Origin of the sequence: Marinobacter vulgaris, from assembly GCF_003344045.1 — a bacterium.
Lineage (GTDB): Bacteria > Pseudomonadota > Gammaproteobacteria > Pseudomonadales > Oleiphilaceae > Marinobacter > Marinobacter vulgaris.
In genome coordinates this window covers 53,498-79,978 of the sequence record NZ_QFWX01000001.1, presented here as the reverse complement: position 1 = coordinate 79,978, position 26,481 = coordinate 53,498, and the positions used below count along the sequence as shown (strand labels likewise).

Here is a 26,481-nt window from a genome sequence, read left to right as displayed (position 1 = left end):
GGTGCTGGCCAATATGTTACTCTGTGGCACTGACAATCGATGCCTTGTTGAACATCCTTCAAGCTCTGGCCAGGGCCTATCAACTGAAACTGGACACCCATTGAACCCTCACGACTCCAACAGCCTGCCCGGCATATCGACGGAAGACTCGCTCCTGCTGTTGCGGATGACTGCCGAGCAGTCGTTTAACTCCGTGGTAATCACCGACGCCGATCACCGTATCCTCTATGTCAATCCGGCTTTCTGCAATATGACGGGCTACTCGCAGCGGGAACTTGTTGGCCAGAATCCACGAATATTCCAGGGTCCGCTTACCGAGTCGTCGGTGATCGATAGATTGCGACAAAGCCTGAAAGAGGGTGGCGGTTTTTCCGGCTCCACCATTAATTATCGTAAAAGCGGTCGGCCTTACCTGGTGGAATGGACGATCTCGGCGGTAAACGATGACGCCGGAAAACCCCGCTTCTTCGTTTCCATGCAGAAAGATGTGACGCAACTGCATGCGGAACAGTCTACCGGCAATCTCTTCGCAAAGGCCATTGATGCCGCCTACGACGGGATTTTCATTACCAACGCCGAGGGGGTGATCGAGTTTGCCAACCAGGGCTTTGAAATCATCACCGGGTATACACCGACAGAAGTGATCGGCCGCAAACCGTCAGTGCTCAAGTCCGGGAAGCACGATGACGCTTTCTACAGGGACCTCTGGCGACATCTGACCGAGGGTCTGGCTTTCCGTGCAATGATCGTCAATCGGCACAAAGAGGGTCACGAGATCCACTGTCAGCAGACCATTACGCCAGTTAAAAACGCGGACGGCACGACCACTCATTTCATCAGCATCATCAAGGATCTGACCGATCGGGTATTCGAGGAACTGAAGCTTCGGGAGCAGGCCTCACACGATTCTCTGACCGGTCTCCTGAACCGCAGGGCCGGAGAGATAGAGCTGAATATATCGCTCATCCAGGCGCAAGAGAATACGTCCTGCTTCTGCGTGTTGATGGCCGATATTGACGATTTCAAGCCGGTGAATGACAGGTTTGGCCATCAGAGGGGCGATGACATTATCAAGACGGTTGCCAACACTCTGCTGGCGAAAACCCGTAAAACCGATAAATGCATCCGCTGGGGTGGCGAGGAATTCATCGTGCTTCTGCCTTTCTGCGGACTTGCCAAGGGCCGGGAGATCGCAGAAAACATTCGGGCAAGCCTGGGAAGCCGTTTATTCGACGACGTTGGTCCGGTCACACTGTCGATCGGCGTTACCGAGTCCGAGCCCGGTGACACGCCCTCAGGCATTCTGGAGCGTGTTGATCAGCTGCTTTACCAGTCCAAGGAAAATGGCAAGAACCGGGTGAGCTCTAGTCAACCCGGTATCGATTAACCAGCTCGTCCACACCGCCGACGACGCGCTCAAGCTCCTCCGACATTTGCTGAACACCGCTGGCTTCTTCTGCCACCTGGGTATTACGGGTGGCGACCGAGTGAATGCTCTCGTTGATCTGAACAGACGTCGCCGACTGCTCCTCACAGGCAGAGGCAATCTGATCATTCATGTTGCTGACAGCGCCAATGGCCTCTTCAATCCGGCTGATCGCCTCGGCAGCGTCACTGATCGCACGGTTGGATTCGCCGGAGCGGCTCTGGCCCATCTCCATCGCCGCATGGGTGGCCTCGGACAGACTTTTCAGCTCGTCTACGGTGGTGCGGATTTCGTTGGTGAACTCCTGGGTGCGCTTTGAAAGGGAACGAACTTCGTCGGCGACTACCGCAAATCCGCGGCCATGCTCGCCGGCACGGGCGGCTTCTATGGCGGCATTCAGCGCCAGCAGGTTGGTCTGGTCCGAAATATCGTTGATAGAACCCGTTACCCGGGCAATCGATTCCACTTTCTCCGAAAGCTGGTTTACCATACGGCTGCTGTCACCCAGCGCCTGGTTGGTAGCCTCGGTCATGGTGCGGGCACTGTCCATGGCCTTGCTGCCGGCGGCCGAAGCCCTCGAGGCATCCGCCGAGGCCTCGGAGGCCAGCTGCGCGTTTTGCGCCACTTCCTGAACGCTGGCAGCCATCTGGTTGGTTGCCGTGGCAACCTGATCCGCCTGTTGTTGCTGTTGTTCCACGTACTTCCGCGTGCTCTTGCTGGCGCTGGCGAGTTGCTCTGCATTGTGGCGCAATACCCCGGAAAACTCCCGCAATTGCCGAATCAACGCCCCTGACTGCTCCATCATCTGGTTGAAGGAGAGCGCGCTGACACTCTGATTCTGCGCCGGCAACCGTCCCCGCAGGTCCTTCTCCTGATCAAACTCATGGACGATGGTGATCATCTGCAGGGTCTGCTGCTTCTCCACACCCATGCGCAGGGCAAAGAACACCAGAATACCCGCTTCAAACACCACGAAGGCAGCGTGCAGGAACGCAATGCCCCAGCTGCAGCCGTAATTGAAGATCATCAGTGGCATGCCACCAACTTGGGAGTCGGCCAGCTGGAGCCCGGTCAGTATCAGATGGTGCACCGCTATCACGCCCGCCGCTATCACCACTGGCAGCCAGTCCCGGTAAATGATCACCAGTGCCAGGGCCGAGAAGATGTGGAAGTGCATCTCGATACGCCCCATCTGGGCCTGGATCATGACCGCAGAGAACAGCATCAGAGAGGCCGCGAACACCACCGAGCAGGCCCGGGTACCACGCAGCGAGAAATAGCCCGCCAGCGCCAGCGCTCCCACAAGCAGTGAGGCGACGATGGCAAACCCGTAGGTGCCGTAGCCCCAGGGAACCAGCAGTGCCACAACCGGCACGTGGGCCAGAAGGATGGTCAGCATCAGCCGGTCCGTCTCGAGCACCTGCTGACGGGCGAAATCATCGCTACGGAAAGAGTGGGTTGCAGTCATAGGGTTCCTCACAATACGGCCAATAGCCGCTCAATATCGGCCTGTACACGATCAAGATCCAGATCGGGGGAGGCATACAGAAGGTGTCGACGGTTATCCGGCGAGACAGCGTAAATCCTTGCGCTGTGGTCGTAATCGTAAGCGTCGGCGGTTCCGGTTTTTGCCGCATAGTCGGAAAATCCGAGCGCCAGGTTCTGCGCCGCCAGCTGGTTTTCCGGTCGCACGGCGCGGAATTTCGGCCCCATGGCCGTCATGGTTTGATCGAGCTCTTGCTGGCTATCTCTGTCCGGGTCCAGAGTAACGAATACAAAGCTTACGGGCTGATGCGAAAGTCGTTCATGGAGATCCTGGAGGTTCACGAGCTGCACGGGGCAGACAGTCCCGCAATGCCGGTACCCGAAAAACACCAGGCGAAGTTTTTCCGGGCCCGGCTCATATTCCGGCAGGGCCGGCACCGAAAGATCTGTCCGCAGCCCGTAAAAGTCACTGTCTTTGGTGACGTGGGCCAGCAGGGGCAAGGAGCCGGAGATGCCGATCGCCAGTAGCAGCATGACTGCCGCTGTGAATGCTTTTTTGTTCATGGATGGCCTCAGGGGTTATACCAAAAGCTTAACGGCCGCGTCGCCCGGAACTTGACCGAAAATGTCAGGCTTGTCTTTCGCCGTATAGTTGCGCGTAGAGACCATCTTTCGCGATCAGATCGTCGTGCTGTCCCTCCTCAATAATCCGCCCATCCTCGAAAACACAGGCCCGATCTGCCTGCTTAACGGCACTGAGCCGATGGGCGATAATCAGCGTGGTTCGCTTGCTCAGGAAGGCTTCCAGGTCCCGATGCAGCTGAAATTCGGTTTCCGCGTCCAGAGCCGAGGTTGCTTCATCCAGGATCACCACAGACGGATCTGCCAGTACCATCCGCGCGATGGCCAATCTCTGGCGCTGGCCCCCGGACAGCCGAACCCCCTGCCGCCCGATCACGGTATCCAGCAGGTCCGGCATTGCCGCGACCGTCTGGTCGAGCTGGGCGATCCGCAAGGCATCCCAGAGCCGGGCATCCGGTTTGTCCCGGCCCAGGGTCAAATTCTGGCGCACGGTGTCGTTGAACAGCGCCGGATGCTGCAAGACGGTGGCGACATGCTCCCGCAGGCAGGGAAGCCCGATCCGCTGGACCGGCACTCCGTCAATCAACACGTCCCCTTTCTGCGGGGTATACATGCCAAGAATGACCTGCACCAGGGTGGATTTGCCGCCGCCACTGGCGCCCACCAGAGCCACCTTTTCGCCCGGTGCCAGATCAAGGTTAATGCCTCTGAGCACCTGCTCGTCGCCGTAACTGAAATGGATGTTGCGCAGTGACAGGCCGACCGTGTGCTTGCCCCTGAACGGATTTTCCAGCGCGGGATAACGGGGCTCCTCCTCCAGCTCCAGCAAACGGTTGATGCGGCCCAGAGCGGCATTGGCCGCAAACCAGGCGTACTGCATGTTCAGCATTTCCTGTACCGGTGTCAGCATGAACCAGAGGTAACCGAAGATGGCGAACATCATGCCGATGCTGAGGTCGCTGAACAGTACCGTTATCATGGCGGCTGCGCGAAAGGCGTCCACCCCGAACTGGAACAGCGCAAAACTGGCCCGGGTGGCGGCATCACTGCGCCATTCGAACTGGATGGCGTGGTCGCGAACCGTGCGCGCCCGACTGATCAGCTGGTGCAGGTAATGCTGTTCCCGGTTGGCGGCCCGGAGCTGGTGAATGGCGTCCAGGGTTTCGGTCAGATCACCCTGGAAATCCTCGTAAGCACTGTTTTCCTGGCGCTTGAGTTCCTTGACCCGCTTGCCGATCAGCATGGTGGCAAAGATCACCAGCGGGTTGAACAGCAGGATCAGCAGGCCCAGCTGCCAGTGGACCCACATCAGCACAATGGCGGTCCCGGTGACCGTCAGGCTCGCCACAATAAAACGGCTGATGCTGGTGCCCAGGAACTGGTCGATGGTGTCCAGGTCGGTAATGAAATGGCTGGTGATGCCCCCGGAACCGCGGGTTTCGTACTCCGACATGGCCACCCGCTGCAACCGGCCCAGCAGGCGCGACCGGATTCTGAAAACCACATCCTTGGAAATCTTCGAAAATTCCCGGGACTGGAGCACATTAAAGACGAGGGAGAGCAGCCTCAGCAGAAACGCCGCCACCACCATCAATCCGATATAGACCACCGGCTGATGCCATGCCTGGGGCAGTACCGCCTGCATGACGGGCAGCACGGGGCCCGCTTCATCCAGAAGGACCTCATCCACCAGCACCGGCAGCAACAGTGGAATGGGCACACTGACTACCGTAGCCAGGATGGCGAGCAGGTTGGCCCGCACCAGTCTCGGCTTGTGCTTCAGGGCGAGGGAGAGAATGCCGCGCCAGCTATACCGGTGGTCGCTCCGGCCCGCCGTATCCTCACCCACAGAATTCAGTTCTGCTGCCTTTTCCAAAAATCCCCCGTTAACTTTTATGTATCCATACTGATACGCAGTATTTTCGGCGACAGTCTACCGGAGCCGGAAGACCCGGTTGGCATGACCCACCGGCATCCCGATAAATTCCGGCATTTGCGACCCAACCGTCTGGTGGGATGGTCGGCCGTCTGCCATGATTGCCCCTGATCCTCAGAGCCACGACAACCGGGCCGCTTGTGAAACACGACTGCCATTACCATCCCGGCGAACCCGCAAAATGGCATTGCGGGGACTGCCAGATCCATTACTGCACCCGCTGCATGCCGGATGCCGACACCCGCAAGCAACACGCGCTTTGCCCCCATTGCAGCCGCGCCATGCGCTATCTCGGTGCAGCCACCGAGGTAGTGCCATTCTGGAACCGGATTGGCGCCTTTTTCCGCTACCCGTTCCACACCGACCCGTTGCTGGTCATTGCCATCTGCACCCTGGTGCCGTTGCTGGTCAGTGGCAACCTCATCGGGCTGATTATCACCCTCGTGCTGGCGCTGGCACTGCTGAAATATACCTACGCGGTGATCAGCCATACCGCCGCAGGCCACATGAAACCACCCCCGGTGGCGGTGGCTTTCTCCGGCAGCGGGTTCGATATTGTCATTCTGCAACTGCTGGTATTCGTGCTGATGGCTGGCATGGTAGCCGCCGCAGCCATGGTGGGCGGACCCTTGCTGATGTTGCTGGCGCTGGCGTTCGTGATACTGGCATTGCCCGCCAGCATCATGGTGCTGGCCATGGAACATTCGGTGATGGCTGCCGTCAATCCGATGAATCTTGCGGTGTTGATGTCGCGGATCGGTGCGCCCTATTTCCTGCTCTACGGTTACCTGATCCTGCTGATCCTGGCGTCCGGCGCGGCACAGGAATTCGCGCTTACCCATTTCGCCCCGGGCGTGGCCCGCACCTTGGCCGGATTCCTTAACAGCACCTTTACCCTCATGCTGTTTCACATGCTGGGCTATCTGCTGTTCCAGTATCAGGAGGAGCTCGGATTCGCCAGTGACCTTCAGGATGACGAGCAGGCCGGGGACATGCACCATCGTGACCGGACCCGACGGTTTGATGCCGATATCGACATGAATCTGAAGGACGGCAACTACGATCGCGTCCAGTCCATGCTGAAAGAGTCCCTGAAGCGTGATTCACAGAACACCCTGCGCCTGGGCCAGCTGCACCAGCTGCTGACCGCCCGCAACGATATCCCGGAGCTGTATCGTTATCATCCCCGGTTTCTGGGCATGCTGGCCGACCGCAACGACGGGGATGGTATCGCGGACCTGCTGGCAGCCATTGAAACCATTGAGCCGGGATTCCGGCTGGAGGAACCCGGGCTGTCAGTGCGTTGCGCCCGCAGCCTCTACCATCGTGGACACTTCAAGCCCGCCCTGAAGTTGCTGCAGTACTTCCACAAGCGTTTTCCGGACAGCGATGAGCTGGCACCGGCCTATCTTCTGGTCGCTCAGGCCCTGGCCAATGGCCTCGGGCAGTGGGAAAAGGCGGCTGCGTTCCTGAATTTCATCAAGAAGCGATGCCTGAAACATCCGCTGCACGAGCAGATCGACGTTTACCTGCAGCAGGTTCAGAACCGGGAGCCGGTGAAGGGACCCAGGGCCTCTTTTTCTACTCAGGAGTAGGGCCGTGTGCCGGGGACTCAGCCATTCAACAGTGAGTTAGCTCCGTTGTAACAACTGCCTATAATGGCGAGCCTTCGGGGTCATCTGGTGCTTTTCGAACTCGTCTGCCAGTAAACGACAGGCTTCCACTGTAAGAAGCTCATCGCCAGTACTTCTGAGTCTCTCGAAGGCCTTTTCTGCGGCTTTGAGGTCGTGTTGCTTCAGGCTGGTGAACAGTACCCTGTTATGGTCCTCAGCGCTTAGCGGCTGATGACTTTCACCTTTACCCAGGTATTCCTGCCATATTTGAATCATCTGTTCAGGCCGGCGCCGGTTGAGGGACTCGTTCATCAGCTCCCGTGCCCGCTGCCGGTATTGCGGCAGGTCCGGGCGCAGTTTTGCCAGCTGGTAAAGATGCTCCAGCAGCACTGTGCGATCAGGGTAATGTTCCCGCAGTGCCTCGAACTGGCGCCGGGCCAGATCAAACTCCATTCTTCCCAGGCTGGCCATGGCCTGGCTGTAGCCGGTGGTAAAGCGCTCGTCCTGCTCATCCTCCTCCGGTTCGAAAAATTCCTCTTTCACCTGCAGCCAGCTCTTGCCCAGCAGCCAGACCATGACAGCGCCTGCCACCAGGCCTCCGGCGTGGGCCATGTAGGCGATACCGGTGGCGCCGGCAAACCAGTAGTCATAGATTTCCTTGCCCAGCCATACCGGCAGGATCGCCAGGGCCGGCGCCCGGAAGTAATTGAAGTAAACGCCCACGAAATAGAAGAAGCGGATTTTCTGCAGCCCGTAAATGGCCACATACATGCCCATCAGTCCGGATATGGAACCGGACGCTCCCACTAGGGGAACATGGCTCCCCATGGAGAAGGCGGTGAACACGACACCGGACAGTGCCCCGCAGATCAGGTAGGCCAGCAGGAAACGACCGGGGCCAAGGGCCTTCTCAACGGTAAAACCGAGCAGGAACAGGAATACCAGGTTGCCGATAAGGTGCGCCCAGCCACCGTGGAGGAACTGATAGGTAACCAGTGTGTACAGTGAGAACTCCGCCGGCACCAGGCCCAACTGGTTGGCGCTGAGACGATCCATCAACCGGGACTGGATTTCGCCCCGCTGTGCCATCCAGCGCCGACGTTCCGCAGGCGCCAGCACCACGTCCCGGTTCTCCAGCATATACTGGTAGAATTCGCGGTCGGACAGCAGGCTGTAGGCAACCCACAGATCCCCGCCCTCCTGTCGCAGCTGCCGGAAGTTCTGCAACTCGTAAATTCGCTCTTCGTCCCCCTGGAACCGGATCTGGCGCTGCAGGTAGTCCTCGTATACCGGCGCCTCCAGGGACTGCAGGTCCGATTCCAGATACGCCCTGATTGCCTGCTCCGTCAAACGGCGGTCGTCGCCCTGATAAAACGTGAACACCAACAGGCAGGCCAGCATCAGCCCCAGGGTCACCCAGGGCGGGCGCTTCCAGTTAACGGCGTTTTCAGCGGGGATAATCAGCATGGGCGGTCACAATTCATCATAATTTGTCCCGGGAGCTGTGCTTTTTAACACAGCATGGCCAGTATTTCGCGCTGTAATGGACCCTGAAGCGAATTGCAGGGCCCCGGGCAAAACAAACTGTGCGTGGCACCTCAATAAAGGCTACTCTGCGGGTGTCACACGAAGGTCATACAAATGACATTTAATCAGGGCAGCCGCAAAAGGGGGCGATTCGCAGAATGCTCGAAAAGAGCATGGTTAAAGGGTTTCGACCAATCGCCAATTGCCGTTGTCCCAACCGCAGCCAATAGTTGCCGGGACAACAATAAAACGGACGTACAAACAAGGATACTGCCATGACTGTACTCGTACTGGACAACCCGGAACTGCTTGCCAGAGCGGCCATCGAATCCGGCCTCGCAATGGCGGCGCTGGCGGCAGACGGTTCACCGCGAAAACCGCACCGCATGCGCTTTCATTTCGGATTCAACAAGCACCGCCTGGACGATCATGACCAGACCATCCTGCGCCAGCATGCCGACTACCTGAAGCACAATCCGGGGGTAAGGGTGCGCATCCACGGCCATGCCGATAACTTCGGTGTCAGCGAATACAATCACTTCCTGTCCCGCCTGCGGGCCAGCAGTGCCGCCAAGATGCTGATTCGTGAGGGAGTCAGGGAAAGCCAGATCATGGTGAATGGCTGGGGCAGTGAGCGTCCACTGGCGCGGCCGGAAGACCATGCCGCCAATCGCCGGCTGGAGCTTGAATACCTTTCCATGGACATCGCCCAGGCACTGTAAAGCCCGCCCGGTTCAGTAATCTTGTGGTGGGTTCGGGGGCCATGCTGCCCCCGCACAAGGCACTCAGCCGTAGACCTGGAACACGTTCCAGAGCAGCAGCATGGCAATGGCAAGGATGCCCGCCCAGGTCAGCAGGATACCCACCATCCGGGCAATGTGGGGGCCCCCCCGGCCGTTGATCATGCCAAAGGCATGAAGCACCCGCCCGACGACAAAAGCCATACCTGTCCAGTACACCAGTCCACTGTGAACCCCGTTCAATTCGGCAATAGCCAGCATGACCAGGCCCAGGGGTGCATATTCAACCAGGTTGGCCTGGGCACGGACAGCCGCCTCGAAGTCCCGATCGTCATTGACCCCCATGCTTTTCTGGTACTTCAGGCGAAAACGGGAAACCAACACTGACAACGCCAGCAGCAACAACCCGAGAACGGCTGCGAAAACAGCGGAAACTGGTACGATCATCATTAACCCTTCTTGATAGCGCTGACCACCGCCAGCAACAACACCGCACCCACGGTGGCGGTGACCAGCTCACCCACGGCCCCTTGTGCGGCAAGTCCCAGCAATCGGAAAACAAAACCGCCAAGAACGGAGCCGACAATACCGATACCGATATTCGCCAGCACGCCAAAGCCGCGGCCTTTCATAATCAGTCCGGCAAGCCAGCCGGCCACACCACCAATAATCAGAAAAAGAATAATATTCATTGCATGCATCTCCCTGCAGCGGAACAGTCCCCGAAAGACTGCCCTGTTTTGCCAGACGCTTCAAGCACTTCCGCGAATAGTGCCAATAGCGCCTGGAAATGGAATCAGGTACTGCGAGCAAGGGAGGCAGCAGCCTCTGCAGGCAGCGAATCACTGCCCTCAACCGTTGTCTTCATGGGCTCGGCCCTGGCTTCCACCACGTAGCGCAGCGGGCCATTGTTTTCCACGGCGTCGAAGGGATAACAGGTTACCAGAAGCAGGGAATCCCGGGGCAGAATAGCGGTATTGATCTGCTCGTGGCGGCTATCCACCACCCGGATGCGGTCAACGCGGAAGTTGCGCCAGCGTCCGGTCCGGTCCTGCAATTGAACCCGACTTCCGGTTTCCAGGTGCTGAAGTACACGGAAATGAGTATCCCGGTGGCCGGCGATCACTACCGGCCCCGCCTGTCCGTCATTGCCGATCATCTGCCCCGGCCCGAAGGCCAGGCTCTCACCGTGTGCCCCCTCCAGAACAATCAGCGACTGGCCGGTCTCCGGCATTGCCAGGCGTGCAACCGGCCAGGTATCCGCCCAGGGCCAGGGGCGGGTTTGCTGTTGCCGGGCCTGACTCTCGGCCCAGGCCAGTTCCAGCAGTTCCTGGGCCGCCAGGGCCTTTAACGGAATCCAGAGGCCTACCGCGAGGATGGTTGCGAAGGTTGTTGCCAGCAGCAGAATCAGGCGGCTCATGCAAACACCCTCCGTTGCAGCAGGGTAATCGCCGCCGAAAACATCAGCCCCACCAGGCCGATGGCGACCAGCAATGGCGACAGGGTTGCGGTCTGGGGGTAACGCAGCATGGTGCCCTGACTACCCGCCGGAAGCAGGGAGGGCAGACTGTCGGTGGTTACGTCCTCTACCGCAGGCCTGGCCGGAGTCTTGTCCTGCGCCAGGAAGCTGGTGTATCTGGTCATCAGTTGATGTTTCAGCCCCAGCCTTGTCACTTCCTCCCGGGCATCGTCATCTACCTGTCCTGTCAGGTCCCTGTCCATCAGGCTGTTGATCTTCTGTTTTGCCCAGTGGCGATGCAGACCCGTGCCGTTGGCGGCCTGGTCAAGCCTCAGGGACTGCTGCCAGAAGCTGCCATCCGCTAGCCGCCCGGAGACACTCAGCTCACCTTCTCCCGGCACTCCGCGCACCACCTGTACCATGGGCTCGCCGCGAAACAGATCGCCAATACGGCGTGGGAAGGCTTCGGTTGCGGATGTCTGGCCGGGCCAGTTAACCGCTACCTTCGTCAACACCGGGGACTGCATCTTGGCAAACAGCTCATCCAGAGGGCGGGCAATGTCGGAGAGGTCACTGATGGCGGTATAGGTACCACGACCATAGCGGGCAGCCTCCCGCATGAAGTGCATGTTCGGGGCCGAACCTATACCCACGGTGAACAGGCGACTGCTACCCAGGCTGTTGCCGATCCTGCCGAACAGGGCGGCTTCATTGCCCACGGCGCCGTCGGTAATAAATACCACCTGGCGCACCCTTGCAGCCGGGTTCTCGCCGTCACCGCGGCTGGCATCCAGTGCCGCATCCAGCGCCGGTGCCATCTCGGTGCCCCCGTCGGCATTCAGCCCCTTGACGTAGCGACGGGCCCTGGCAATGTTGTTGCCACTGGCCGGGACCGCGTCCAGGAACAGGGCATGGGTCTGGCGGTTAAACTGGATGACATTGAAACGATCGTCCGGTCCCAGGGTGTCCAGTCCGCGCAACAACGCCTGCCTGGCCTGACGGATTGATTCGCCCGCCATGGAACCCGAGGTGTCAATCACAAACACCAGCTCCCTTGGCAGCCGCTGATCACGGTCCAGGCCCGGCACCACCAGGGCCAGCAGGTAATCCTCTCCCTGCCAGTGTTCCCGGAATAGGGCAGCCGCGGGCTCCATGCCCCGGGCCGGCGCCCAGCGTACCACCAGGTCACGGTCCATCAGCACGGCAGCGGACTCCGGTGATACCGCAACCGTATTGCCGTTCCAGGTGCTGTTCAGCCGGTGGCTGGGACTGGACACACGGCTGACCGGCAGGCCGGCATTAATATCCAGGGTAATGGTGGCCCGGTGGCTGTCGGGCCCTACATCGCCAGGCAGCACCGTGAACGGGCTGAGCTGCCCGGCATCCGGCACTTCCGTGGTGGCGGTCGCCCAGCCGGCGGTCCATCGGGCTGGCCGGTTGTCCACTGCCTCGCCAGGCATGTAGCGGGGTGTCAGGGTGGTAGGCAGGCGCAGTTCAAACTCACCGGACTGATAGCGCACCGCCTGCTGATAGTGAAGCTCCACGGTGACGGTTTCACCGGGCGGGATGTTCGCCATTCGGGTGGTGAACAGATTGGGCCGCTGCTGGTCGACACGGGCGACTTTACGGCCCTCCGCTTTCGCCCGGGCGTATTGGCGTTCTGCGTCCTGCTTCTCATGGATTTTGCCGACGATTACCCGCTCGCCGGCGGTCATGGTCATACCGTAGACACTGGCGTTTTCCGGCAGCGGGAACACGAATACGCCTTCGCGCCATTGCTGACTGGTATTACGAAAACTCTGGCGCAAGCGGGTGTCGGCAATCAAACCGCTCACGGTCACCCTGTAATCGGTGTTGAGCAGCGTCGCCGTCCCCTGTCGTTGCCCGCTGACATCAACAAAATGAAACTCACCGGCTCCCTGATGACCGCCATGGCCGCCTTCGGAGGCCTCGGCATACAAAGGATGCACAAACAGGAACAGCATCACCGCCAGCCACAACGAAATCCCTTCCAGCCAGCGTCGCAGGCGAGGAGAGGCCTGCCACTCGGCCCACCCCGTGTTTCTGCGTCGGGCATTCAGAATGGTTGGTGATGATGATCCCGGATTGGTCAGCAGCATCGGTCCGCTTCCTTGTTTCAATGTGGTTGAAAAACGCGCCTTGGTGGCAATTGACGTCTATTTCAGCCCATGGAAACGGCGATCCGGTGTCACATTCTGACGATCCGCCATTGAGAAAATGATGAATTATGGCAAACCGGCCACTTTGCCTTGTTCTGGACTCAGGCCATGGTTAAATAGCAAGCTGTATTAACAGGGGAAATGGCTGCAGGTTATGAAGCGACATATCGTGCTGATTGAGGACGAGCCCGCGATCCGGGAAAACTACCGTGACGCCTTCGAGCGCCGGGGTTATCGGGTATCTGCCTATGGCGATCGCGCCAGTGCCTCCCAGGTGCTACGCACCGCTCTGCCGGACCTGGCCATTATCGATGTGGGCCTTGGTGACGAGCCCGAGGGTGGCTTTACCCTGTGCCAGGACCTGCGAAACCAGTCGAAAACCCTGCCGATCATCTTCCTCACCGCCAGGGACAGTGACATCGACTCGGTTCATGGCCTGCGGCTGGGAGCTGATGACTATGTCACCAAGGACATGAGCATGGACCACCTGCTGGCCCGGGTAACCGCCCTGCTACGACGCGCCGATGCCTGGGCCGAAGCCCTCAAGCAACCGGACGAAGTGGTGCACCGGGGCCGGCTGGCACTGAATGTGGACCGCATGGCCGCAGACTGGAACGGCTATCCGATTGGCCTGACGGTGACCGAGTTCTGGATGCTCCACTCCCTGGTCCAGCATCCCGGCCATGTGCGCAGTCGTGACCAGTTGATGGAAGCCGCCAGCACGGTGCTGGACGACAACACGGTGACCTCCCACATCAAACGCATACGGCGCAAGTTCCTGCAGGCTGATCGTGCCTTCGACGGCATTCACACTGCCTACGGCATGGGTTACCGCTGGAATGCCCATGAGGCGTGAGTCTTGACCCTCAAGCGCCAGCTATTCATTGCCAGCCTGCTGATGCTGCTGATTCCCTGGGCCGGCCTGCAGTTCGTACTGGAACTGGATCAGGCCCTGCGGAACCAGGCAGCCCGGCAATTACAGGGTCAGGCCGGGCGCGTTGCCGGCTTTGCCGCCGAACAGTTAGGGCAAAGCCCCACCATTGAACCCGGAAGCCCGGTGATTTACGCCGAACTCTTGTCCCGCGCCCCCAACCTGGACGGCTACCGCGATGACTGGCCGGGTTACGACGAGGAAGAGTCCCGCCAGCAATGGCAGAGCACCCGGAGCGTCAGCGATAGCGGTGGGGCGGCAGTGTCCTGGCAGGCAGCGGTGAACCGCAATCATCTCTACCTGCTTATCCGGGTCAGCGGCCGGACACCGGAATTTTTCAACCCCGGTAACCCGGATCAGCCCCATGACCGGATCCTGCTTCATCTGGCCAACGGCAACCAGACCAGCCGCCGCCTCATTCGCACCCAGGCACCGGGGGCCATCAACGCTATAGAGGCGGACGGTGAAAACTCAACGGACTACCGCATCAGCGGATACTGGCAGGTGATCAGTAACGGCTACCAGGCCGAACTGAGAGTTCCGCGACCGCCCCCCTCTTCCCGCTTCGGCTTCCAGGTTTTATGGCCTGCAGAAGAAGCCGCCAACACGGGCAAAGAAACTGTTGTTGCAGGCCATACCTCGGCTCAGCTTGTTACCCGGCTGCCACACCTGGAAAACCGGCTCGATGCCATGATCGCTCAGGGCCAGGGCGCCTGGATCCTGGAACCGGATGGCTGGGTGATTGCACACCAGAGACAGGACTCTGACACCGGGGAAACGCGATTCGACAGCCTGACGCCGTTGCAGATTCTTGAACGCATCAGCCTGAACGGCTTACGGGCGCTGGTGCGCTTCTATCAGCCGGAGCCGGTAGAGCTTGACGCCGAAAGCCACCGCCTGGAGGCTGCGGAGTTGCCGTCACGGGGCCTGGTGCGACACCGCAACGACGACACCTTCATGCTGGTGAAGCAGCCACTGGACGATGGCCGGGTACTGGTACTGGAAGAGTCACTGGATCAGTTACTGGCTCTGTCTGGCAGCACCCTCGGCTCGGTGATTGCCCGCAGCGTGCTGTTGATCATCGGGCTGATGCTGGTGCTACTAGGTTACGCCAGCTGGTTATCCTGGCGCATTACCCGTCTGCAGCGGGCCGTGAGCGCCAGCATTGATGACGATGGCCGCATTCTGGGCTCCCTGCCTCCTGCCCGCGCGAAAGACGAGCTTGGTGACCTGTCCCGGCAGTTCAGCCATATGGTTGACCGCCTCCAGGGCTACACTGATTACCTGGAGAGCTTTTCCCGACGGCTGTCCCATGAACTGAAAACACCGGTGGCGGTGGTGCGATCTTCCCTGGAAAACCTCAGCCACACCACGGACCCGGCCGACCAGGCCAGCTACATCGACCGCGCGCGCTCCGCCACCGACCGCCTGAGCCAGATTCTCCAGGGCATGAGCGAAGCGGCCCGACTGGAACAGAGCCTGGACCACGCCGAGAAAGAAACCTTTGACCTGGCTGACGTCGCCGCCCAGACCACCCTCGCCTACCAGGAGCTGGACCCGGACCATCACATTCACTATGCCGGGCCCGCCAGCGGTTGCCCATGCCATGGCTCCCCGGAGTTACTGGTGCAGCTGCTGGACAAGCTGGTGGACAATGCCAGGGACTTCACGCCCTGCCTGGGCCGGATTGAAGTGCGGCTGCGGTCAGGGCCGGGGCAACTGGAACTGAGCGTGTTCAACGAGGGCTCGTCATTGCCGCAGAACCTCACCAGTGATATTTTCAGTCCCTTCGTGTCAGTAAGAACCGGCCAGCAGGAAGGCCACCTGGGCCAGGGTCTGCTGATCGTGAGGCTGATTGCCGAACATCACAACGGCCACGTATTGGCAGCCAACGAGGCAGACGGTGTGCGCTTTACGGTAACATTGCCGGCGGCAGCCTGAGCCGCCCCGGCTCGCCTTCAGAGGAATTAACCTTGGACCTGTTACTGAACCAGCTTGATCTGCATCCTCTCAGGGCAGAACTCTACAACGAACTCCACTCCCGGCCATTCCACGTGCTGCCGTGCCCGGCGCAGGTCACCCACATTGCCGTACTGACCACGCCAGATCAGCGCTCGGCCCAGTTCCGCCACTGGCAGGATCTTCATATCATGCTGGGCGAGGACGCGCCCGTCGAAGATGTCAGCTGTTACGAAGCCACCTTTGGCTCCCTGCGCATCCGCCGCGAGATGCACATGGAATTTGCGTCCTACACCTTTATCAACCTGGCAGGTGGCGAGGATCACCAACCCTTCCGTGACACCGGCATCTCACCCCTGCCGGAGGGCTGGCTCGAACAGCTTACCGGCACCGTGGTGGCGGCTTTTCACATCGACATTCAGCAGGCCACGAAAAGCCCAAAAACCGAACTGGCGCAAATCCGCCACTGGTTCGAAGGCGAACGGCTGGTGGGCAGCAGTCCCTGGGAAGGCAAGGCCCGGGTATGGGGAACGTTCAAACTCCACAGTGACGGCTTTGGCCGTTTCATGGTGCTCAACCGGGACATGTCGGACAGCCAGCTTGGCCGCCTGACCCAGCGCCTGATGGAAATCGAGACCTACCGGCTGATGTCGCTGCTGGCGCTGCCGCTCGCCCGCGAAACAACGCCCTCGCTGAACGACATGGACCAGCAGCTGGCAGTGATTACCCAGTCCCTGGCTGATAACCACGACCTCGACGAGCGCGAGGTACTGGCGGACCTGACCAATATTGCGGCCCGAATCGAAGCGTTCCGCGCCCACTCCACCTTCCGCTTCTCCGCCACCCGCGCCTATCACCGACTGGTACTGACGCGGCTTGAGGAACTGCGGGAGGACGAACTGTCCGGCCACCTCACCATCACCGAATTCATGACCCGCCGGCTGACTCCGGCCGTGGAAACCTGCGAATCGGTCAAAGACCGGCTGGAAGACCTGTCACGGCGGGTGGACCGGGCCTCGGATATGATGCGCACGCGGGTGGAGCTGGCCATCCAGAGCCAGAACCAGCAGCTGTTGAGCTCGATGGACCGGCGCTCGAAAATCCAGTTGATGATGCAGCATACCGTGGAGGGGCTTTCCGTGGTGGCCATCAGCTACTACCTGGTCGGACTGCTGAAGCTGGCACTGGATTCCGCCTACGATGCGGGCCTGGATTTCGACAAGTCCCTGGTACTTGGTCTCTCCATACCGGTGGTGATGGCCCTGGTATTTTTTGGCGTGCGACTGGTGCATCACCGCTTCATCAAGCTGGCGCAAAAGCAGTAGCGGCTGCCTAACCGCCGAAGGCTTCCGAGCCGCCACCAAACTGACGGAAGAACTGCTGCGCCGTGCGCCCATTGCGAGCGCCGCGGCTGGTGGCAAAACGGATCGCTTCCCGATGCAGGGCTTCCCTGTCGATTACCTGCGGGAAGAGGGCATCAATAGCCTGCAGATAGACGTCCTGGGGAAAGCCATAGAACGACAACTGCAGGCCAAACCGGTCGGCCAGGGATACCTGCTCCTCAATGGCCTCAGCCGGGTGCAGTTCACCGCCCCGCATCTCGCTTTTTACGTTGTCGTCCATGAACTCCGGCATCAGGTGGCGGCGGTTGGAGGTGGCATATACCCGCACATTCTCCGGGGGCAGCTCCAGTGATCCCTCCAGCACACTCTTCAGCGCCTTGTAGCCGGACTCGCCCACCTCGAAGGACAGGTCGTCGCAGAAAATCACGAACCGCCAGGACAGCCCGGCGATGTCATCGACAATTTCCGGCAGATTCACCAGGTCATCCTTGTCCACCTCGATCATTCTCAGGCCCTGGTCCCGGTAGCGATTCAGCAGTGCCTTGATAAGAGACGACTTTCCCGTGCCCCGGGCGCCCCAGAGCAGGGCATTGTTGGAGGGCTCTCCTGCGAGGAAGCGCTCGGTATTACGGGCCAGTGCCTCCTGCTGCCGGCCAATGCCTGTCAGATCTTCCCAGCCCACCGGATCCAGACGCCGGATGGCCCGCAGCCCCTGACGGTGGCGCCGCCACACGGCGGCCGGCGTTTTTGCCCAGTCGATGGATTGCTCTGTGGCCATAACACTTGTTTCCTGTTCCGCGTCTATCATCATGAAACACTGAAGCCTGGTATCAGGCCGGGACTTGTCGCGCTGTCAGCCAAGCGGCTTGCGAGCCAGGAACACCGTATTGGAGGATTCCCGGTTCTGGAACGGGTTATAGAAAGACACCACTTTCGCGTCCACGTCGGTAAACAGCGTGCGCAGAATCTCCATGAACGCCTCGTCGGGCGGCTCGTTGGACCACATGGCAAAGACCCCGTCGCGCCTCAGGTGGGCCGCCATACGGCCCAGACTCTCTGCGTTGTAGAAGCTGGCGTTGGAGTCGTTCAGCAAAGCCCTGGGTGAGTGGTCGATATCCAGCAGGATCGCGTCAAAGACCCGGCCCGGCGCCTCCGGGTCAAAGCCGGCTTCGGACACGGCCATGTCGAAAAAACTACCCAGCACGTAGCGACAGCGTGGATCCTCATTCAACACCCTACCCAGCGGCACTTTCTCCTGCTGGTGCCAGTGGATAACCGTATCCAGAGCATCCACCACCACCAGCTCACTCACCCGCTCATGCTTGAGGGCGGCTTCCGCGGTGTATCCCAGGCCGAGGCCACCGACCACCACCTGCAACGCGTCGCCCTCGACGGCGCCCAGACCCAGATCCGCCAGGGCCACTTCCGCGTCCACGAACATGCTGGACATGAGGAACTCTTCACCCAGTTTCACCTCATAGATATCACGGTCACCCAGGGCCGGAATCCGGCGCCGACGGAGTGTAATTTCCCCCAGTGCGGACGGCTGGCTGTCGATCTGTTCAAACAAAAGGCCCATGATGTTTCCTGTCGAGTTCTGACGAAGCCATATCCTATCACCGGATCTCGGGAACCGCAGACTGGCAACAAGTTTTACGTTGTGAAGGACCGCAACTGACAACATCCTCTGCCCGCATCTGCGTTGTCCGGGACGTGTATTATCGCGACATGCGTATCGACGCCAGCGTATGTATTGCGGGGGAGATCGAGCGAACGGCAGTGGGCCGGCGGCCGGAAAGCTGTACCCGCCTGGCCAGGCTTCCGACGCCGGTGGCTGCCAACGATACGCTACGGTAAGACAGCCGGGAAACGCCGTGATGGATCGTACGAACCCTCTCACTCCAGGCTCTGGTAACCGGTACCTGCTGCAGTATGTTGAAGGTTTCGTCAGCGATGGACAGATGAACCCGCTCAAGCTTTAGGGAGCCATGGGCCAGGCCACTGGCCGCCATATCGGCAAACCCGGCCCACCAGATACGATCCTGCTGATTCATAATAGCCACTCCTTAAGCTGGACAGCCACATCGGGATGATGGGCAAGACGGATATGATCAACGCCCGGGAAGCTGGCTTCACCACTGACCGCCCAGCCTTTCCGCTCGCGACCACGGGCGCTGGATTCATTGACCAGGGCATCCCCGAACAGCAGGTTAACCGGATGCTGACGGGCCCGTGCCAGCAAACCACAGACAACGTAATGCCGGGCACCCGGCAACAGGGGCGGCTCGCCGTCAGCCCCGGTCACAAACTCCCCGCGGGACAGGTCGCGGATACCCTCACTGCGCAGATCAATCACCTCGCCCAGTACCCGTAAATAGTCCCGGGGCGCCCGATTAATCAGCTCCGCCGCCGCCCTGGCACCCTTCGCCAACCACGATCCGTCATGGGGGGCTCCGAGGTAGACACAATCGCCGACCCGCTCCACCCAGCGATGGCCACGGAGTTGGCCGTAATGGCAGGCACTACGGATCAACAGCCCACCCATGCTGTGGCCGATCAGGATAATGCGCTCAACAGGCAGGGACCACTGGCTGACCAGGGTGTCAAGCATGTTCGCCAGGGCCTGCCCGTTGCAATGGATGGGCCGGCCGGTGTTGTAACGAAGCGTCAGGGGTGTGATGTCGCGGTTCTCAGCCGCCAGCAGCGAGCCGTAATGGGCTCCGTTACCACCAGGAAGGGCCCACACCGATTCAAGCTCCATCAGGCCGTGGATCGACAGGCACAAGGTTGAGCCCGGGGCCTGCACATGAGGCGAACCGGGATCGACTGACTCACAGCCGTGAAAAAGCGCCATGGGCATGGCCAGGGGATTGTTGCGGGCCTCAAGCCAGTCCCCGAAGAATCCGCTGAAAATGGCTGAGGCGTGTCTTTGCCACGCCGGGCTTGTATCTGTATCCATGCGCAACCGCTACTGTCTGTTGATATACACACCAGTCTACCCTGATTATGGCCCCGGGATTGATTGAATTTCCCCCGGATTTTGCCCTCAGCGGCACCTGGTTGATGATACTTTGCGATGTGGCGGGTTACGGTGGGGTGACGATCAGGTGACTGGTTGGTCAGTGTCATCGGCAGGAACTTCGGTTTTTTCCTTGCCTCGGGCCTGCTCGGCTTCCGCTTCCCTCATCAACACCATACCGCCCTGCATGAGCAGCGACTTCAGGCGAGGATCGCCCTGCTCCACAACGCCAAGTGTGAACGCGGCAGCAACGGCTTCCAGAGGATTGTTACGGACAAGGTCCCTGATGACATCAATCGGAGAGGAGGGTGACTTTCCTTTGCCTTCCTTACCTTCGGAGGAAGATTTCTTTGCGGTAACCGGCCGGGTCATCCGGTAGAAAAACAGAGCCAGCAATAACAGGCATGCCAAGCCCGTGGCCGCCAGGGCACCGGCCTCACCCAAAGTGGGAGCCAAGGCCAGCGTGGCGGCATTCACGAGCAGGTAAAAACCGGTAATCAACAGGGCGACCAGCAGCACCAGGGCCAGCATGAATCCAATAATGGCCGCGACTGCCTTACGCAGGACGCCCTGTAACCAGGCTGAATCGGGCATGATCAGCGGTCCAGCAACCGACCAACTAGCAACCCGGCGAGGAACATGATCATGATGCTCAGGAAAGGCCGTTCCCCAATCTTGCTCTCCGTCTCGTCGATGGCCTTGGTGCCGGCATCACGGGCACGGTTGATCGCTTCATCCCCACGCTGCCTGACCTGGTCAAACGCCTCGCGGCTCTCCCGGCGGATTTCATCACGGAGACTGCTGATGTTGCTTTTCTGCCCCTCGGTAACACTTTTGGTGAGATTGGAGAGATCGTCGCTGAGCTTTTTCAGATCCGCTCTGACCTGCTCATATTCGTTCTGGTTGGATTTCGCTTCCATTGTTGCCTCCTTATTAGCAAACAATATGCTATTTCGGTTTTTGATAACCGGAAAAACTATCAACTGAATGCGTGTAAAAGAAAGCCAGCTCACGACTCGACAGGCATTCAGCAACCATGGACCCTTAAAGAGTCACAATGATTACATTTACTGTAGCACAACATACGGGACCGTATGGAAGGCTCCTCAATTGAAATCCATTGACCTAGGGTTGAGCGGGCTCATCATTACGGACCCGCATAAAGCTGGCAAACCTTGGCAGCCCCGTTGAAGTGTAACCGTAGTGTTTGTAGGTGATGCTTGCGCCAACCGGCGGCGGGTTTCTGCGCTGGTCGTCGCTGAATCCGGTGCCGATACGAAACCGCCGCCCATCATCCCGCTCTACCTGTATGGCCCCCAGCATGCCCCGGTATTTGCCGCTACCGGGCAGATGCGCCACAACCACCGCTTCCGCATCCTGGTAACGCTTCACTTTCAACAAATCCCCCGAGCGGCCCGCGGAATGAAGGCTGCTACCGCGCCTCAGCATCAAGCCTTCACCACCGCCCGCGATCACTTCATCCAGCGCTGCCATCAGCTGGTCGTGATCCGTTGCCACCTCCTGCGCCACCATAGCCAGGAAGGGCGAAGGTGACGGCACCAGCACTGACTCCATTGCCTGGATACGCTCACTGAATGGCCGCCCAACCCCTGGCAGGTCAAACACCATAAAACGGATCTGCCGCCAACTGGTGTCTACCGGTTGCAACCGCCTTACCGCACCGGACAACTCGGCGAACCGCCCCCGCCCCATCCACAGCTCGCCGTCCATGGGCATATCGGGAAAGCCTTCGGTAAACCACTCCGGTGCCGGATATTCGTTGCCACCCCGGGACCAGAAACGCTCACCGTCCCAATAGGCCCGAACGCCGTCCAGTTTTTCGCTGACCCAGTAACCCTCAAGATCAACCCCCTCCTCATAGACACCGGCAAGTGCCAGCCCCGGCGGTTCTGCATAAGCACAGGGCGCGGTAACCAGAGCCAGCGACAACAGCATCAGAGGGGCATTCCTAGCCAGACGCGCCAGCAACTGTCTCGGGATGCGGATTACCGCGGCGGGGACAAACCTGATATTGATGCGCTGTTGCGGCGCGACAGAACCGTCTTTTGAAGACATGCACTTGCTCCCTGTGGTCCATTTGCAAACTCAGTTGCGGTATTGCAGTCCATTGCGCGCGCCTTCCTGGCACGCTGCTGACGCAACTCTATCCAGGAAAACCCTGGCACTCAAGCAGTGGTTGGCCGGCGGATTGCAACGATCAGCCGATGACGGCCACGCTGTCTCTGGATATACTCTGGTTCTCTGCGAGTGCCGGATCTGACACTAAAAAAGGACCCCCCCCATGAGTGACCTGAAAACCCGTTTCGACGAAGCCGTAAACTACATCCAGAACGCCGAGGGCGACTTCAAGCCATCCAACGAGCTCAAGCTGGAGTTCTACGGGCTCTACAAGCAGGCCACTGAAGGCGATGTCAGCGGCAAGCGCCCCGGCATGATGGATTTCGTCGGCCGCGCCAAATACGACGCCTGGGAAAAGCTGAAGGGAACCTCCTCCGAAGAAGCGATGCAGAAGTACATCGACAAGGTGGAAGCCCTGAAGTAACCCGGCGATCGGTATTTTCGGAAGCAGCAAATGTTACGGATTGTTGCTCCCAGTCAATTTTCCCTGTGAAAGATTTTGCGGCCGTCAAACGATTGTCATAGTATGCGCGCATTATAAGAACGACAATTCACAGGGAAGAAGGACGACGCACCATGGATACCTCCGAGGCGCTTGAGCAATCGCAGCCGGGCCTCGTCAGTCGAGTGACTGGCGCCATCCGTAAACATCAGCTTAACCACCGCGCAGAGCAGACCTATCTCCACTGGATTTCCAGGTTTGTGCTTTTCCACAACCTGAAAAATCCGGAAATGCTGCAATCCGACGACCGGCAGGTTTTCCTGGCGTATCTGAGTGATCGTCTGGAGGTATCGAGGGCGCGCCTGAACCAGGCGAAACAGGCCCTGGCGTTCTTTTACGAGGACGTGTTGGGCAGAACCGAGCCCGAAGGCACGGCCGCCGCCTGACTTAACGCGCCAGCGGATCGTAACGAATATCGGTAATTATAACGTGGTTCCAGCCATCGGGAGTGCGCACCCCGACTTCGTCATCAATCCGTTTACCGAGGAGCGCGCGTGCCATAGGGGAGTCAATGCTCAGATACCCCCGGGACAGATCGAACTCGTCCGGCCCAACCAGTCGATAGGTGCTTTCGTGGCCCTCCTCGTTCTCGATGGTCACCCAGGCCCCGAAAAATACCTTGTCCCGGTCATCCGGTAATCGGTCCACCACTGTCAACTCATCGAGTCGCTTGCTCAGGAAGCGTATACGGCGGTCTATTTCCCGTAGCTGTTTCTTGCCGTAGATGTACTCGGCATTTTCGGAACGATCGCCCTGAGCAGCAGCTTCACGCACGGACTGTGTGACCTCCGGGCGCTTTTCCTTCCACAGGTAGCGCAGCTCGTCGCGCAGGGCGCTTTCACCCTCCGCCGTTATGTAGCGGGTTCTGGCCATATAAAAACCATCATTCAGAAATAAAAAAACCCCGTAAAAACGGGGTAAGGCTAGCGCTGTGCTGGAGGGAGAAGCAAGCGGAGTTTCCGCTGGCTTCCATAACTACAGCCTTAATTCTGCACAGTCGAGGTTACACGGCAGTGGCCGTACGATTACGTTTTTTTCAGGGCAGAGATTAGGTTGTTCACTCTAGAGAGCAGCGTTATCGTTCAGCTTAAATAAATGTATTACCACTTGAAGCTTTTTACTGCTCAACACTTTCAGAAACGGGGCACTGACATGAACACCAAAAAACTCATCAACACTGCGCTGAACGGCCTGGACACTATCGGCTACCGGCTTGATCAATACGGCGTTACTGACAGGTTGAACCGCCACAATCTGGCCGCTTTCATCATGCTGGAACAGAAGCATCTGGAAGGCGAGTGGGACAGTTTCCAGGCGAGATACGACCGCCGCCGCTCACAGGTCGACGGATTGCTGACCGCTATCGAGACCCGCACCGCCCCCCTGATCAGGCCTCTGGTCAGCCGCGTCAACCAGTTCCGTGGTGTCGCCAGCAGCTGATCAGGTACCTCTGAGCTCTGCCGGGGAGCTCTGCTCTCCGGCGTCCGAGGCCGGAATTGTCTGGGAATCCTTCAGGCGTCGTCTGTTCGGAGAGTAGGCCGGCATGCGAATCGTCACCCTAAGGCCCGGATACTCCTCACCCGGATGTTCATCGCTCAGGGAGATGGTTCCCTTATGTATCTCCGCTACGGCGCTTACAAGGCTGAGGCCAAGGCCATTCCCCGGCAGTGACCGGCTCTTGCCCACCCGGTAGAATCGCTGGAACACCTGGTCCTTCTCTTCGTCTGGAATACCAATGCCGCTGTCCCCGACCTCGAAGACCGCATCGCTCCCTTCCCTGCGAACGTTGACCCGGATCTTGCCCTGTTCCGGAGTGTACTTGATGGCGTTGTCGATCAGGTTGCTGACCATCTGGAACAGCAGATCCCGGTCCCCCTCAATCACTACCTGGTCTTCCAGCGACTGCTCGAAATCCTGATCCTTGTCTTCCGCCAGTGCCTCGTAAAGTTCACACGCATCACTGACCAGTTCCCCCAGAGACACCTGCTTCATGTCCGAGGTGTTGCCACGGGTCTCCAGCCGTGCGATCCGCAACAGCGCGTTGAAGGTGGCCAGCAACTGGTCGGCTTCCGCCACTGCGCGCCCGGCCTGCTCGCGGGCCTCGTCGTTGTCCACCGACATCAGGGTGTTCTCCAGCTGGTTGCGCAGCCGCGTCAGCGGGGTTCTCAGGTCATGAGCAATACTGTCGGAAACGTGGCGGATGCCTTCCATCAGGTACACGATCCGGTCCAGCATCTGGTTGAGATTTTCCGCCAGCTGGTCAAAGTCGTCATCGGTACCGCGTGTGGGAATACGCAGTGACAGGTGACCGTTCATGATACGTCGGGAGGTATTGTTGATCACTTCGATGCGCCGGGTGGTGCTCCGGCTCATCAGGAAACCACCCAGCAGGGCCAGCGCCAGGGTAATCCCCATGCCCCAGTTGATGGCGGTTTCAATCACCCGCTTGAGATTGGTAAGCTCCTCCACATCACGACCGACCAGCAAGCGCAGGCCACCCTGGACCTCGAAAATACGGGCACGGGCCAAGCGCTCAGGACCTGTCCAGCCTACCGACTCGTCCAGCGTGAAATTGATCCAGCCGCTTTCCGAACGTGAGCCATTGGGCCAGGTTTCAATATTGCCGGCAAGCTTGAGAAAGTCGTCGGTGGTCAGCAGATATATGGATTTGGCATTGGGGTCGCGAGCGACACGCTCGCGGATGATGGAAATCAGGCCATTGATGCCGCTGCCGCGGTACTGCTCGGCAAGGCCCGCGATTTCCGCCTCGATGGTTTCATCGGTCTGTTCAGTCATGAACCCCGCTGTGCGCCAGTAGATAAACGCCAGCAACAGGAAAACCGAGGTGGCAAACACCACCATATACAGCAGGGCTAACTGGAATGAGGAGGTTCTGAGCTGGCTAAGCAGTTTCACGCAACATGTACCCTGCGCCCCGGATGGTCTGCAGCAGTGGGGTATCGAATTCCTTGTCGATTTTTGCCCTCAGGCGGCTGATATGAACATCAATCACGTTGGTCTGGGGGTCAAAATGGTAATCCCATACCTTTTCAAGCAGCATGGTTCGCGTGACCACCTGACCGGCATTGCGCATGAGATATTCCAGCAGGCGGAATTCCCGTGGCTGAACATCGATGTTATGCCCTGCCCGTTTGACGGTCCTGGCGAGCAGGTCCATTTCCAGGTCCGCCACCCGCAGCACGGTCTCGGTTTCCGCAGACTGGCGGTTACGACGCACCAGAGATTCGATCCGCGCCAGTAATTCGGTGAAGGAGAAGGGCTTGGTGAGGTAATCATCGCCACCGCCACGCAGGCCTTCGACCCGGTCATCCACATCGCCCAGGGCGCTGAGGATCAGTACAGGTACCTGGTTACCGGTAGCACGCACCGTTTTGATGATCGAAAGACCGTCCATGCCCGGGAGCATACGGTCGACAATCATGATGTCGTAGTCTTCACTCGCGGCCATCATCATTCCATCTTTGCCATCCGCCGCATGATCCACGACAAAATCAGACTCTTTCAGCCCTTTGACAAGGTAGTTTGCCACGTCCTGATCGTCTTCAATTACCAGTGCTTTCACCGGTTATCCTCCTGAATAGCGGATTACATTAACAGCTAGGGTACGAAGAACGTCGGT

The 26,481-nt window shown here is 59.3% G+C and carries 27 protein-coding genes; 9 read left to right on the top strand and 18 right to left on the bottom strand.

Features of this window, described 5'->3' with window-relative positions:
• Window positions 1-100: 100 nt before the first annotated feature.
• Window positions 101-1,387, top strand: a complete 1,287-nt coding sequence (locus tag DIT71_RS00395) for a sensor domain-containing diguanylate cyclase (RefSeq protein WP_199490926.1) — start codon at window positions 101-103, stop codon at window positions 1,385-1,387.
• On the opposite strand, the gene DIT71_RS00390 is transcribed toward DIT71_RS00395, so the two are convergent.
• From DIT71_RS00390 to DIT71_RS00380, 3 genes are all read right to left on the bottom strand, one after another.
• Complete coding sequence (locus DIT71_RS00390; RefSeq protein WP_114611227.1) at window positions 1,365-2,894, bottom strand: methyl-accepting chemotaxis protein; 1,530 nt, start codon at window positions 2,892-2,894, stop codon at window positions 1,365-1,367. The two genes, DIT71_RS00395 and DIT71_RS00390, sit on opposite strands and share 23 nt — an antisense overlap.
• Before the next feature lie 8 nt (window positions 2,895-2,902).
• Entirely contained in the window at window positions 2,903-3,475 is a 573-nt protein-coding gene (locus tag DIT71_RS00385) for an SCO family protein (protein WP_114611226.1), read from the bottom strand.
• Window positions 3,476-3,539: 64 nt separating this feature from the next.
• Complete coding sequence (locus tag DIT71_RS00380) at window positions 3,540-5,351, bottom strand: ABC transporter ATP-binding protein (RefSeq protein ID WP_114611760.1); 1,812 nt, start codon at window positions 5,349-5,351, stop codon at window positions 3,540-3,542.
• Between the two features lie 218 nt (window positions 5,352-5,569).
• On the opposite strand from DIT71_RS00380, the gene DIT71_RS00375 reads away from it, so the two are divergent.
• Complete coding sequence (locus DIT71_RS00375) at window positions 5,570-7,024, top strand: B-box zinc finger protein (RefSeq protein ID WP_167507441.1); 1,455 nt, start codon at window positions 5,570-5,572, stop codon at window positions 7,022-7,024.
• A gap of 36 nt (window positions 7,025-7,060) precedes the next feature.
• Here the strand turns inward: DIT71_RS00375 and DIT71_RS00370 are convergent, their stop codons facing one another.
• Complete coding sequence (locus DIT71_RS00370; protein WP_114611224.1) at window positions 7,061-8,509, bottom strand: rhomboid family intramembrane serine protease; 1,449 nt, start codon at window positions 8,507-8,509, stop codon at window positions 7,061-7,063.
• Between the two features lie 335 nt (window positions 8,510-8,844).
• On the opposite strand from DIT71_RS00370, the gene DIT71_RS00365 reads away from it, so the two are divergent.
• Window positions 8,845-9,291 (top strand): OmpA family protein, encoded by a 447-nt coding sequence (locus DIT71_RS00365; RefSeq protein WP_114611223.1) that lies wholly within the window; start codon window positions 8,845-8,847, stop codon window positions 9,289-9,291.
• Window positions 9,292-9,354: 63 nt separating this feature from the next.
• Here the strand turns inward: DIT71_RS00365 and DIT71_RS00360 are convergent, their stop codons facing one another.
• The 4 genes from DIT71_RS00360 to DIT71_RS00345 all read right to left on the bottom strand — a co-directional run bounded on the left by DIT71_RS00360 (window position 9,355) and on the right by DIT71_RS00345 (window position 12,888).
• The gene (locus tag DIT71_RS00360) at window positions 9,355-9,756 is read right to left on the bottom strand and encodes an MAPEG family protein (protein WP_114611759.1); all 402 of its coding nucleotides are present in this window, start codon (window positions 9,754-9,756) and stop codon (window positions 9,355-9,357) included.
• 2 nt (window positions 9,757-9,758) lie between these two features.
• The gene (locus DIT71_RS00355; RefSeq protein WP_114611222.1) at window positions 9,759-10,001 is read right to left on the bottom strand and encodes a GlsB/YeaQ/YmgE family stress response membrane protein; all 243 of its coding nucleotides are present in this window, start codon (window positions 9,999-10,001) and stop codon (window positions 9,759-9,761) included.
• Window positions 10,002-10,105: 104 nt separating this feature from the next.
• Window positions 10,106-10,729 carry a class GN sortase gene (locus DIT71_RS00350; RefSeq protein ID WP_114611221.1) on the bottom strand — a complete coding sequence of 208 codons (624 nt, stop codon included), beginning with the start codon at window positions 10,727-10,729 and terminating at the stop codon, window positions 10,106-10,108.
• The gene (locus DIT71_RS00345; RefSeq protein WP_114611220.1) at window positions 10,726-12,888 is read right to left on the bottom strand and encodes a marine proteobacterial sortase target protein; all 2,163 of its coding nucleotides are present in this window, start codon (window positions 12,886-12,888) and stop codon (window positions 10,726-10,728) included. The genes DIT71_RS00350 and DIT71_RS00345 overlap by 4 nt, the downstream gene beginning before the upstream one ends.
• Window positions 12,889-13,102: 214 nt before the next feature.
• Here DIT71_RS00345 and pdsR point away from each other — a divergent pair, with 214 nt between their 5' ends.
• The 3 genes from pdsR to DIT71_RS00330 are packed head-to-tail and all read left to right on the top strand — an operon-like array spanning window position 13,103 to window position 17,163.
• Window positions 13,103-13,804, top strand: coding sequence for a proteobacterial dedicated sortase system response regulator (gene pdsR, locus DIT71_RS00340; RefSeq protein WP_114611219.1), 702 nt, complete (start codon window positions 13,103-13,105; stop codon window positions 13,802-13,804).
• 3 nt (window positions 13,805-13,807) lie between these two features.
• The gene (locus tag DIT71_RS00335; protein ID WP_114611218.1) at window positions 13,808-15,820 is read left to right on the top strand and encodes an ATP-binding protein; all 2,013 of its coding nucleotides are present in this window, start codon (window positions 13,808-13,810) and stop codon (window positions 15,818-15,820) included.
• A 32-nt stretch (window positions 15,821-15,852) separates the two neighbouring features.
• Window positions 15,853-17,163 carry a DUF3422 family protein gene (locus DIT71_RS00330; protein WP_114611217.1) on the top strand — a complete coding sequence of 437 codons (1,311 nt, stop codon included), beginning with the start codon at window positions 15,853-15,855 and terminating at the stop codon, window positions 17,161-17,163.
• A gap of 7 nt (window positions 17,164-17,170) precedes the next feature.
• On the opposite strand, the gene DIT71_RS00325 is transcribed toward DIT71_RS00330, so the two are convergent.
• The 7 genes from DIT71_RS00325 to DIT71_RS00295 form a co-directional block, all read right to left on the bottom strand.
• Window positions 17,171-17,959, bottom strand: coding sequence for an ATP-binding protein (locus DIT71_RS00325; RefSeq protein WP_114611216.1), 789 nt, complete (start codon window positions 17,957-17,959; stop codon window positions 17,171-17,173).
• A 75-nt stretch (window positions 17,960-18,034) separates the two neighbouring features.
• Entirely contained in the window at window positions 18,035-18,760 is a 726-nt protein-coding gene (locus DIT71_RS00320) for a polyamine aminopropyltransferase (RefSeq protein ID WP_114611215.1), read from the bottom strand.
• A 139-nt stretch (window positions 18,761-18,899) separates the two neighbouring features.
• Window positions 18,900-19,235 carry a hypothetical protein gene (locus DIT71_RS00315; protein ID WP_114611214.1) on the bottom strand — a complete coding sequence of 112 codons (336 nt, stop codon included), beginning with the start codon at window positions 19,233-19,235 and terminating at the stop codon, window positions 18,900-18,902.
• The gene (locus DIT71_RS00310) at window positions 19,232-20,140 is read right to left on the bottom strand and encodes a PGAP1-like alpha/beta domain-containing protein (protein ID WP_114611213.1); all 909 of its coding nucleotides are present in this window, start codon (window positions 20,138-20,140) and stop codon (window positions 19,232-19,234) included. Before DIT71_RS00310 ends, DIT71_RS00315 begins: the two co-directional genes overlap by 4 nt.
• 144 nt (window positions 20,141-20,284) lie before the next feature.
• The gene (locus tag DIT71_RS00305; protein WP_114611212.1) at window positions 20,285-20,794 is read right to left on the bottom strand and encodes a hypothetical protein; all 510 of its coding nucleotides are present in this window, start codon (window positions 20,792-20,794) and stop codon (window positions 20,285-20,287) included.
• Window positions 20,795-20,796: 2 nt separating this feature from the next.
• Window positions 20,797-21,120 carry a DUF883 family protein gene (locus tag DIT71_RS00300; RefSeq protein ID WP_114611211.1) on the bottom strand — a complete coding sequence of 108 codons (324 nt, stop codon included), beginning with the start codon at window positions 21,118-21,120 and terminating at the stop codon, window positions 20,797-20,799.
• Between the two features lie 205 nt (window positions 21,121-21,325).
• Window positions 21,326-22,156, bottom strand: a complete 831-nt coding sequence (locus tag DIT71_RS00295) for a DNA ligase (protein WP_114611758.1) — start codon at window positions 22,154-22,156, stop codon at window positions 21,326-21,328.
• 346 nt (window positions 22,157-22,502) lie between these two features.
• Between DIT71_RS00295 and DIT71_RS00290 the strand changes: the two genes are divergently transcribed.
• Both DIT71_RS00290 and DIT71_RS00285 read left to right on the top strand, forming a co-directional pair.
• Entirely contained in the window at window positions 22,503-22,763 is a 261-nt protein-coding gene (locus DIT71_RS00290; protein ID WP_114611210.1) for an acyl-CoA-binding protein, read from the top strand.
• Window positions 22,764-22,915: 152 nt separating this feature from the next.
• Entirely contained in the window at window positions 22,916-23,227 is a 312-nt protein-coding gene (locus DIT71_RS00285) for a phage integrase N-terminal SAM-like domain-containing protein (RefSeq protein ID WP_114611209.1), read from the top strand.
• 1 nt (window position 23,228) lies between these two features.
• On the opposite strand, the gene greB is transcribed toward DIT71_RS00285, so the two are convergent.
• On the bottom strand, window positions 23,229-23,714 hold the full coding sequence (greB, locus tag DIT71_RS00280; protein ID WP_114611208.1) for a transcription elongation factor GreB: 486 nt from the start codon (window positions 23,712-23,714) through the stop codon (window positions 23,229-23,231).
• Between the two features lie 279 nt (window positions 23,715-23,993).
• Between greB and DIT71_RS00275 the strand changes: the two genes are divergently transcribed.
• Window positions 23,994-24,281 (top strand): hypothetical protein, encoded by a 288-nt coding sequence (locus DIT71_RS00275; RefSeq protein ID WP_114611207.1) that lies wholly within the window; start codon window positions 23,994-23,996, stop codon window positions 24,279-24,281.
• On the opposite strand, the gene DIT71_RS00270 is transcribed toward DIT71_RS00275, so the two are convergent.
• Window positions 24,282-25,757, bottom strand: a complete 1,476-nt coding sequence (locus DIT71_RS00270; protein ID WP_114611206.1) for a sensor histidine kinase — start codon at window positions 25,755-25,757, stop codon at window positions 24,282-24,284.
• Window positions 25,744-26,424 carry a winged helix-turn-helix domain-containing protein gene (locus tag DIT71_RS00265; protein WP_027830077.1) on the bottom strand — a complete coding sequence of 227 codons (681 nt, stop codon included), beginning with the start codon at window positions 26,422-26,424 and terminating at the stop codon, window positions 25,744-25,746. Before DIT71_RS00265 ends, DIT71_RS00270 begins: the two co-directional genes overlap by 14 nt.
• Window positions 26,425-26,481 lie beyond the last annotated feature (57 nt).

Coding starts and splice junctions, on each gene's coding strand:
- DIT71_RS00365 (WP_114611223.1), top strand. CDS start 8,845: ATGACTGTACTCGTACTGGACAACCCGGAACTGCTTGCCAGAGCGGCC.
- DIT71_RS00385 (WP_114611226.1), bottom strand. CDS start 3,475: ATGAACAAAAAAGCATTCACAGCGGCAGTCATGCTGCTACTGGCGATC.
- DIT71_RS00290 (WP_114611210.1), top strand. CDS start 22,503: ATGAGTGACCTGAAAACCCGTTTCGACGAAGCCGTAAACTACATCCAG.
- DIT71_RS00285 (WP_114611209.1), top strand. CDS start 22,916: ATGGATACCTCCGAGGCGCTTGAGCAATCGCAGCCGGGCCTCGTCAGT.
- DIT71_RS00305 (WP_114611212.1), bottom strand. CDS start 20,794: ATGCCCGATTCAGCCTGGTTACAGGGCGTCCTGCGTAAGGCAGTCGCG.
- DIT71_RS00315 (WP_114611214.1), bottom strand. CDS start 19,235: ATGAATCAGCAGGATCGTATCTGGTGGGCCGGGTTTGCCGATATGGCG.
- DIT71_RS00390 (WP_114611227.1), bottom strand. CDS start 2,894: ATGACTGCAACCCACTCTTTCCGTAGCGATGATTTCGCCCGTCAGCAG.
- DIT71_RS00355 (WP_114611222.1), bottom strand. CDS start 10,001: ATGAATATTATTCTTTTTCTGATTATTGGTGGTGTGGCCGGCTGGCTT.
- DIT71_RS00370 (WP_114611224.1), bottom strand. CDS start 8,509: ATGCTGATTATCCCCGCTGAAAACGCCGTTAACTGGAAGCGCCCGCCC.
- DIT71_RS00310 (WP_114611213.1), bottom strand. CDS start 20,140: ATGGATACAGATACAAGCCCGGCGTGGCAAAGACACGCCTCAGCCATT.
- pdsR (WP_114611219.1), top strand. CDS start 13,103: ATGAAGCGACATATCGTGCTGATTGAGGACGAGCCCGCGATCCGGGAA.
- DIT71_RS00320 (WP_114611215.1), bottom strand. CDS start 18,760: ATGGGCCTTTTGTTTGAACAGATCGACAGCCAGCCGTCCGCACTGGGG.
- DIT71_RS00350 (WP_114611221.1), bottom strand. CDS start 10,729: ATGAGCCGCCTGATTCTGCTGCTGGCAACAACCTTCGCAACCATCCTC.
- DIT71_RS00275 (WP_114611207.1), top strand. CDS start 23,994: ATGAACACCAAAAAACTCATCAACACTGCGCTGAACGGCCTGGACACT.
- DIT71_RS00325 (WP_114611216.1), bottom strand. CDS start 17,959: ATGGCCACAGAGCAATCCATCGACTGGGCAAAAACGCCGGCCGCCGTG.
- DIT71_RS00360 (WP_114611759.1), bottom strand. CDS start 9,756: ATGATCGTACCAGTTTCCGCTGTTTTCGCAGCCGTTCTCGGGTTGTTG.
- DIT71_RS00295 (WP_114611758.1), bottom strand. CDS start 22,156: ATGCTGTTGTCGCTGGCTCTGGTTACCGCGCCCTGTGCTTATGCAGAA.
- greB (WP_114611208.1), bottom strand. CDS start 23,714: ATGGCCAGAACCCGCTACATAACGGCGGAGGGTGAAAGCGCCCTGCGC.
- DIT71_RS00300 (WP_114611211.1), bottom strand. CDS start 21,120: ATGGAAGCGAAATCCAACCAGAACGAATATGAGCAGGTCAGAGCGGAT.
- DIT71_RS00345 (WP_114611220.1), bottom strand. CDS start 12,888: ATGCTGCTGACCAATCCGGGATCATCATCACCAACCATTCTGAATGCC.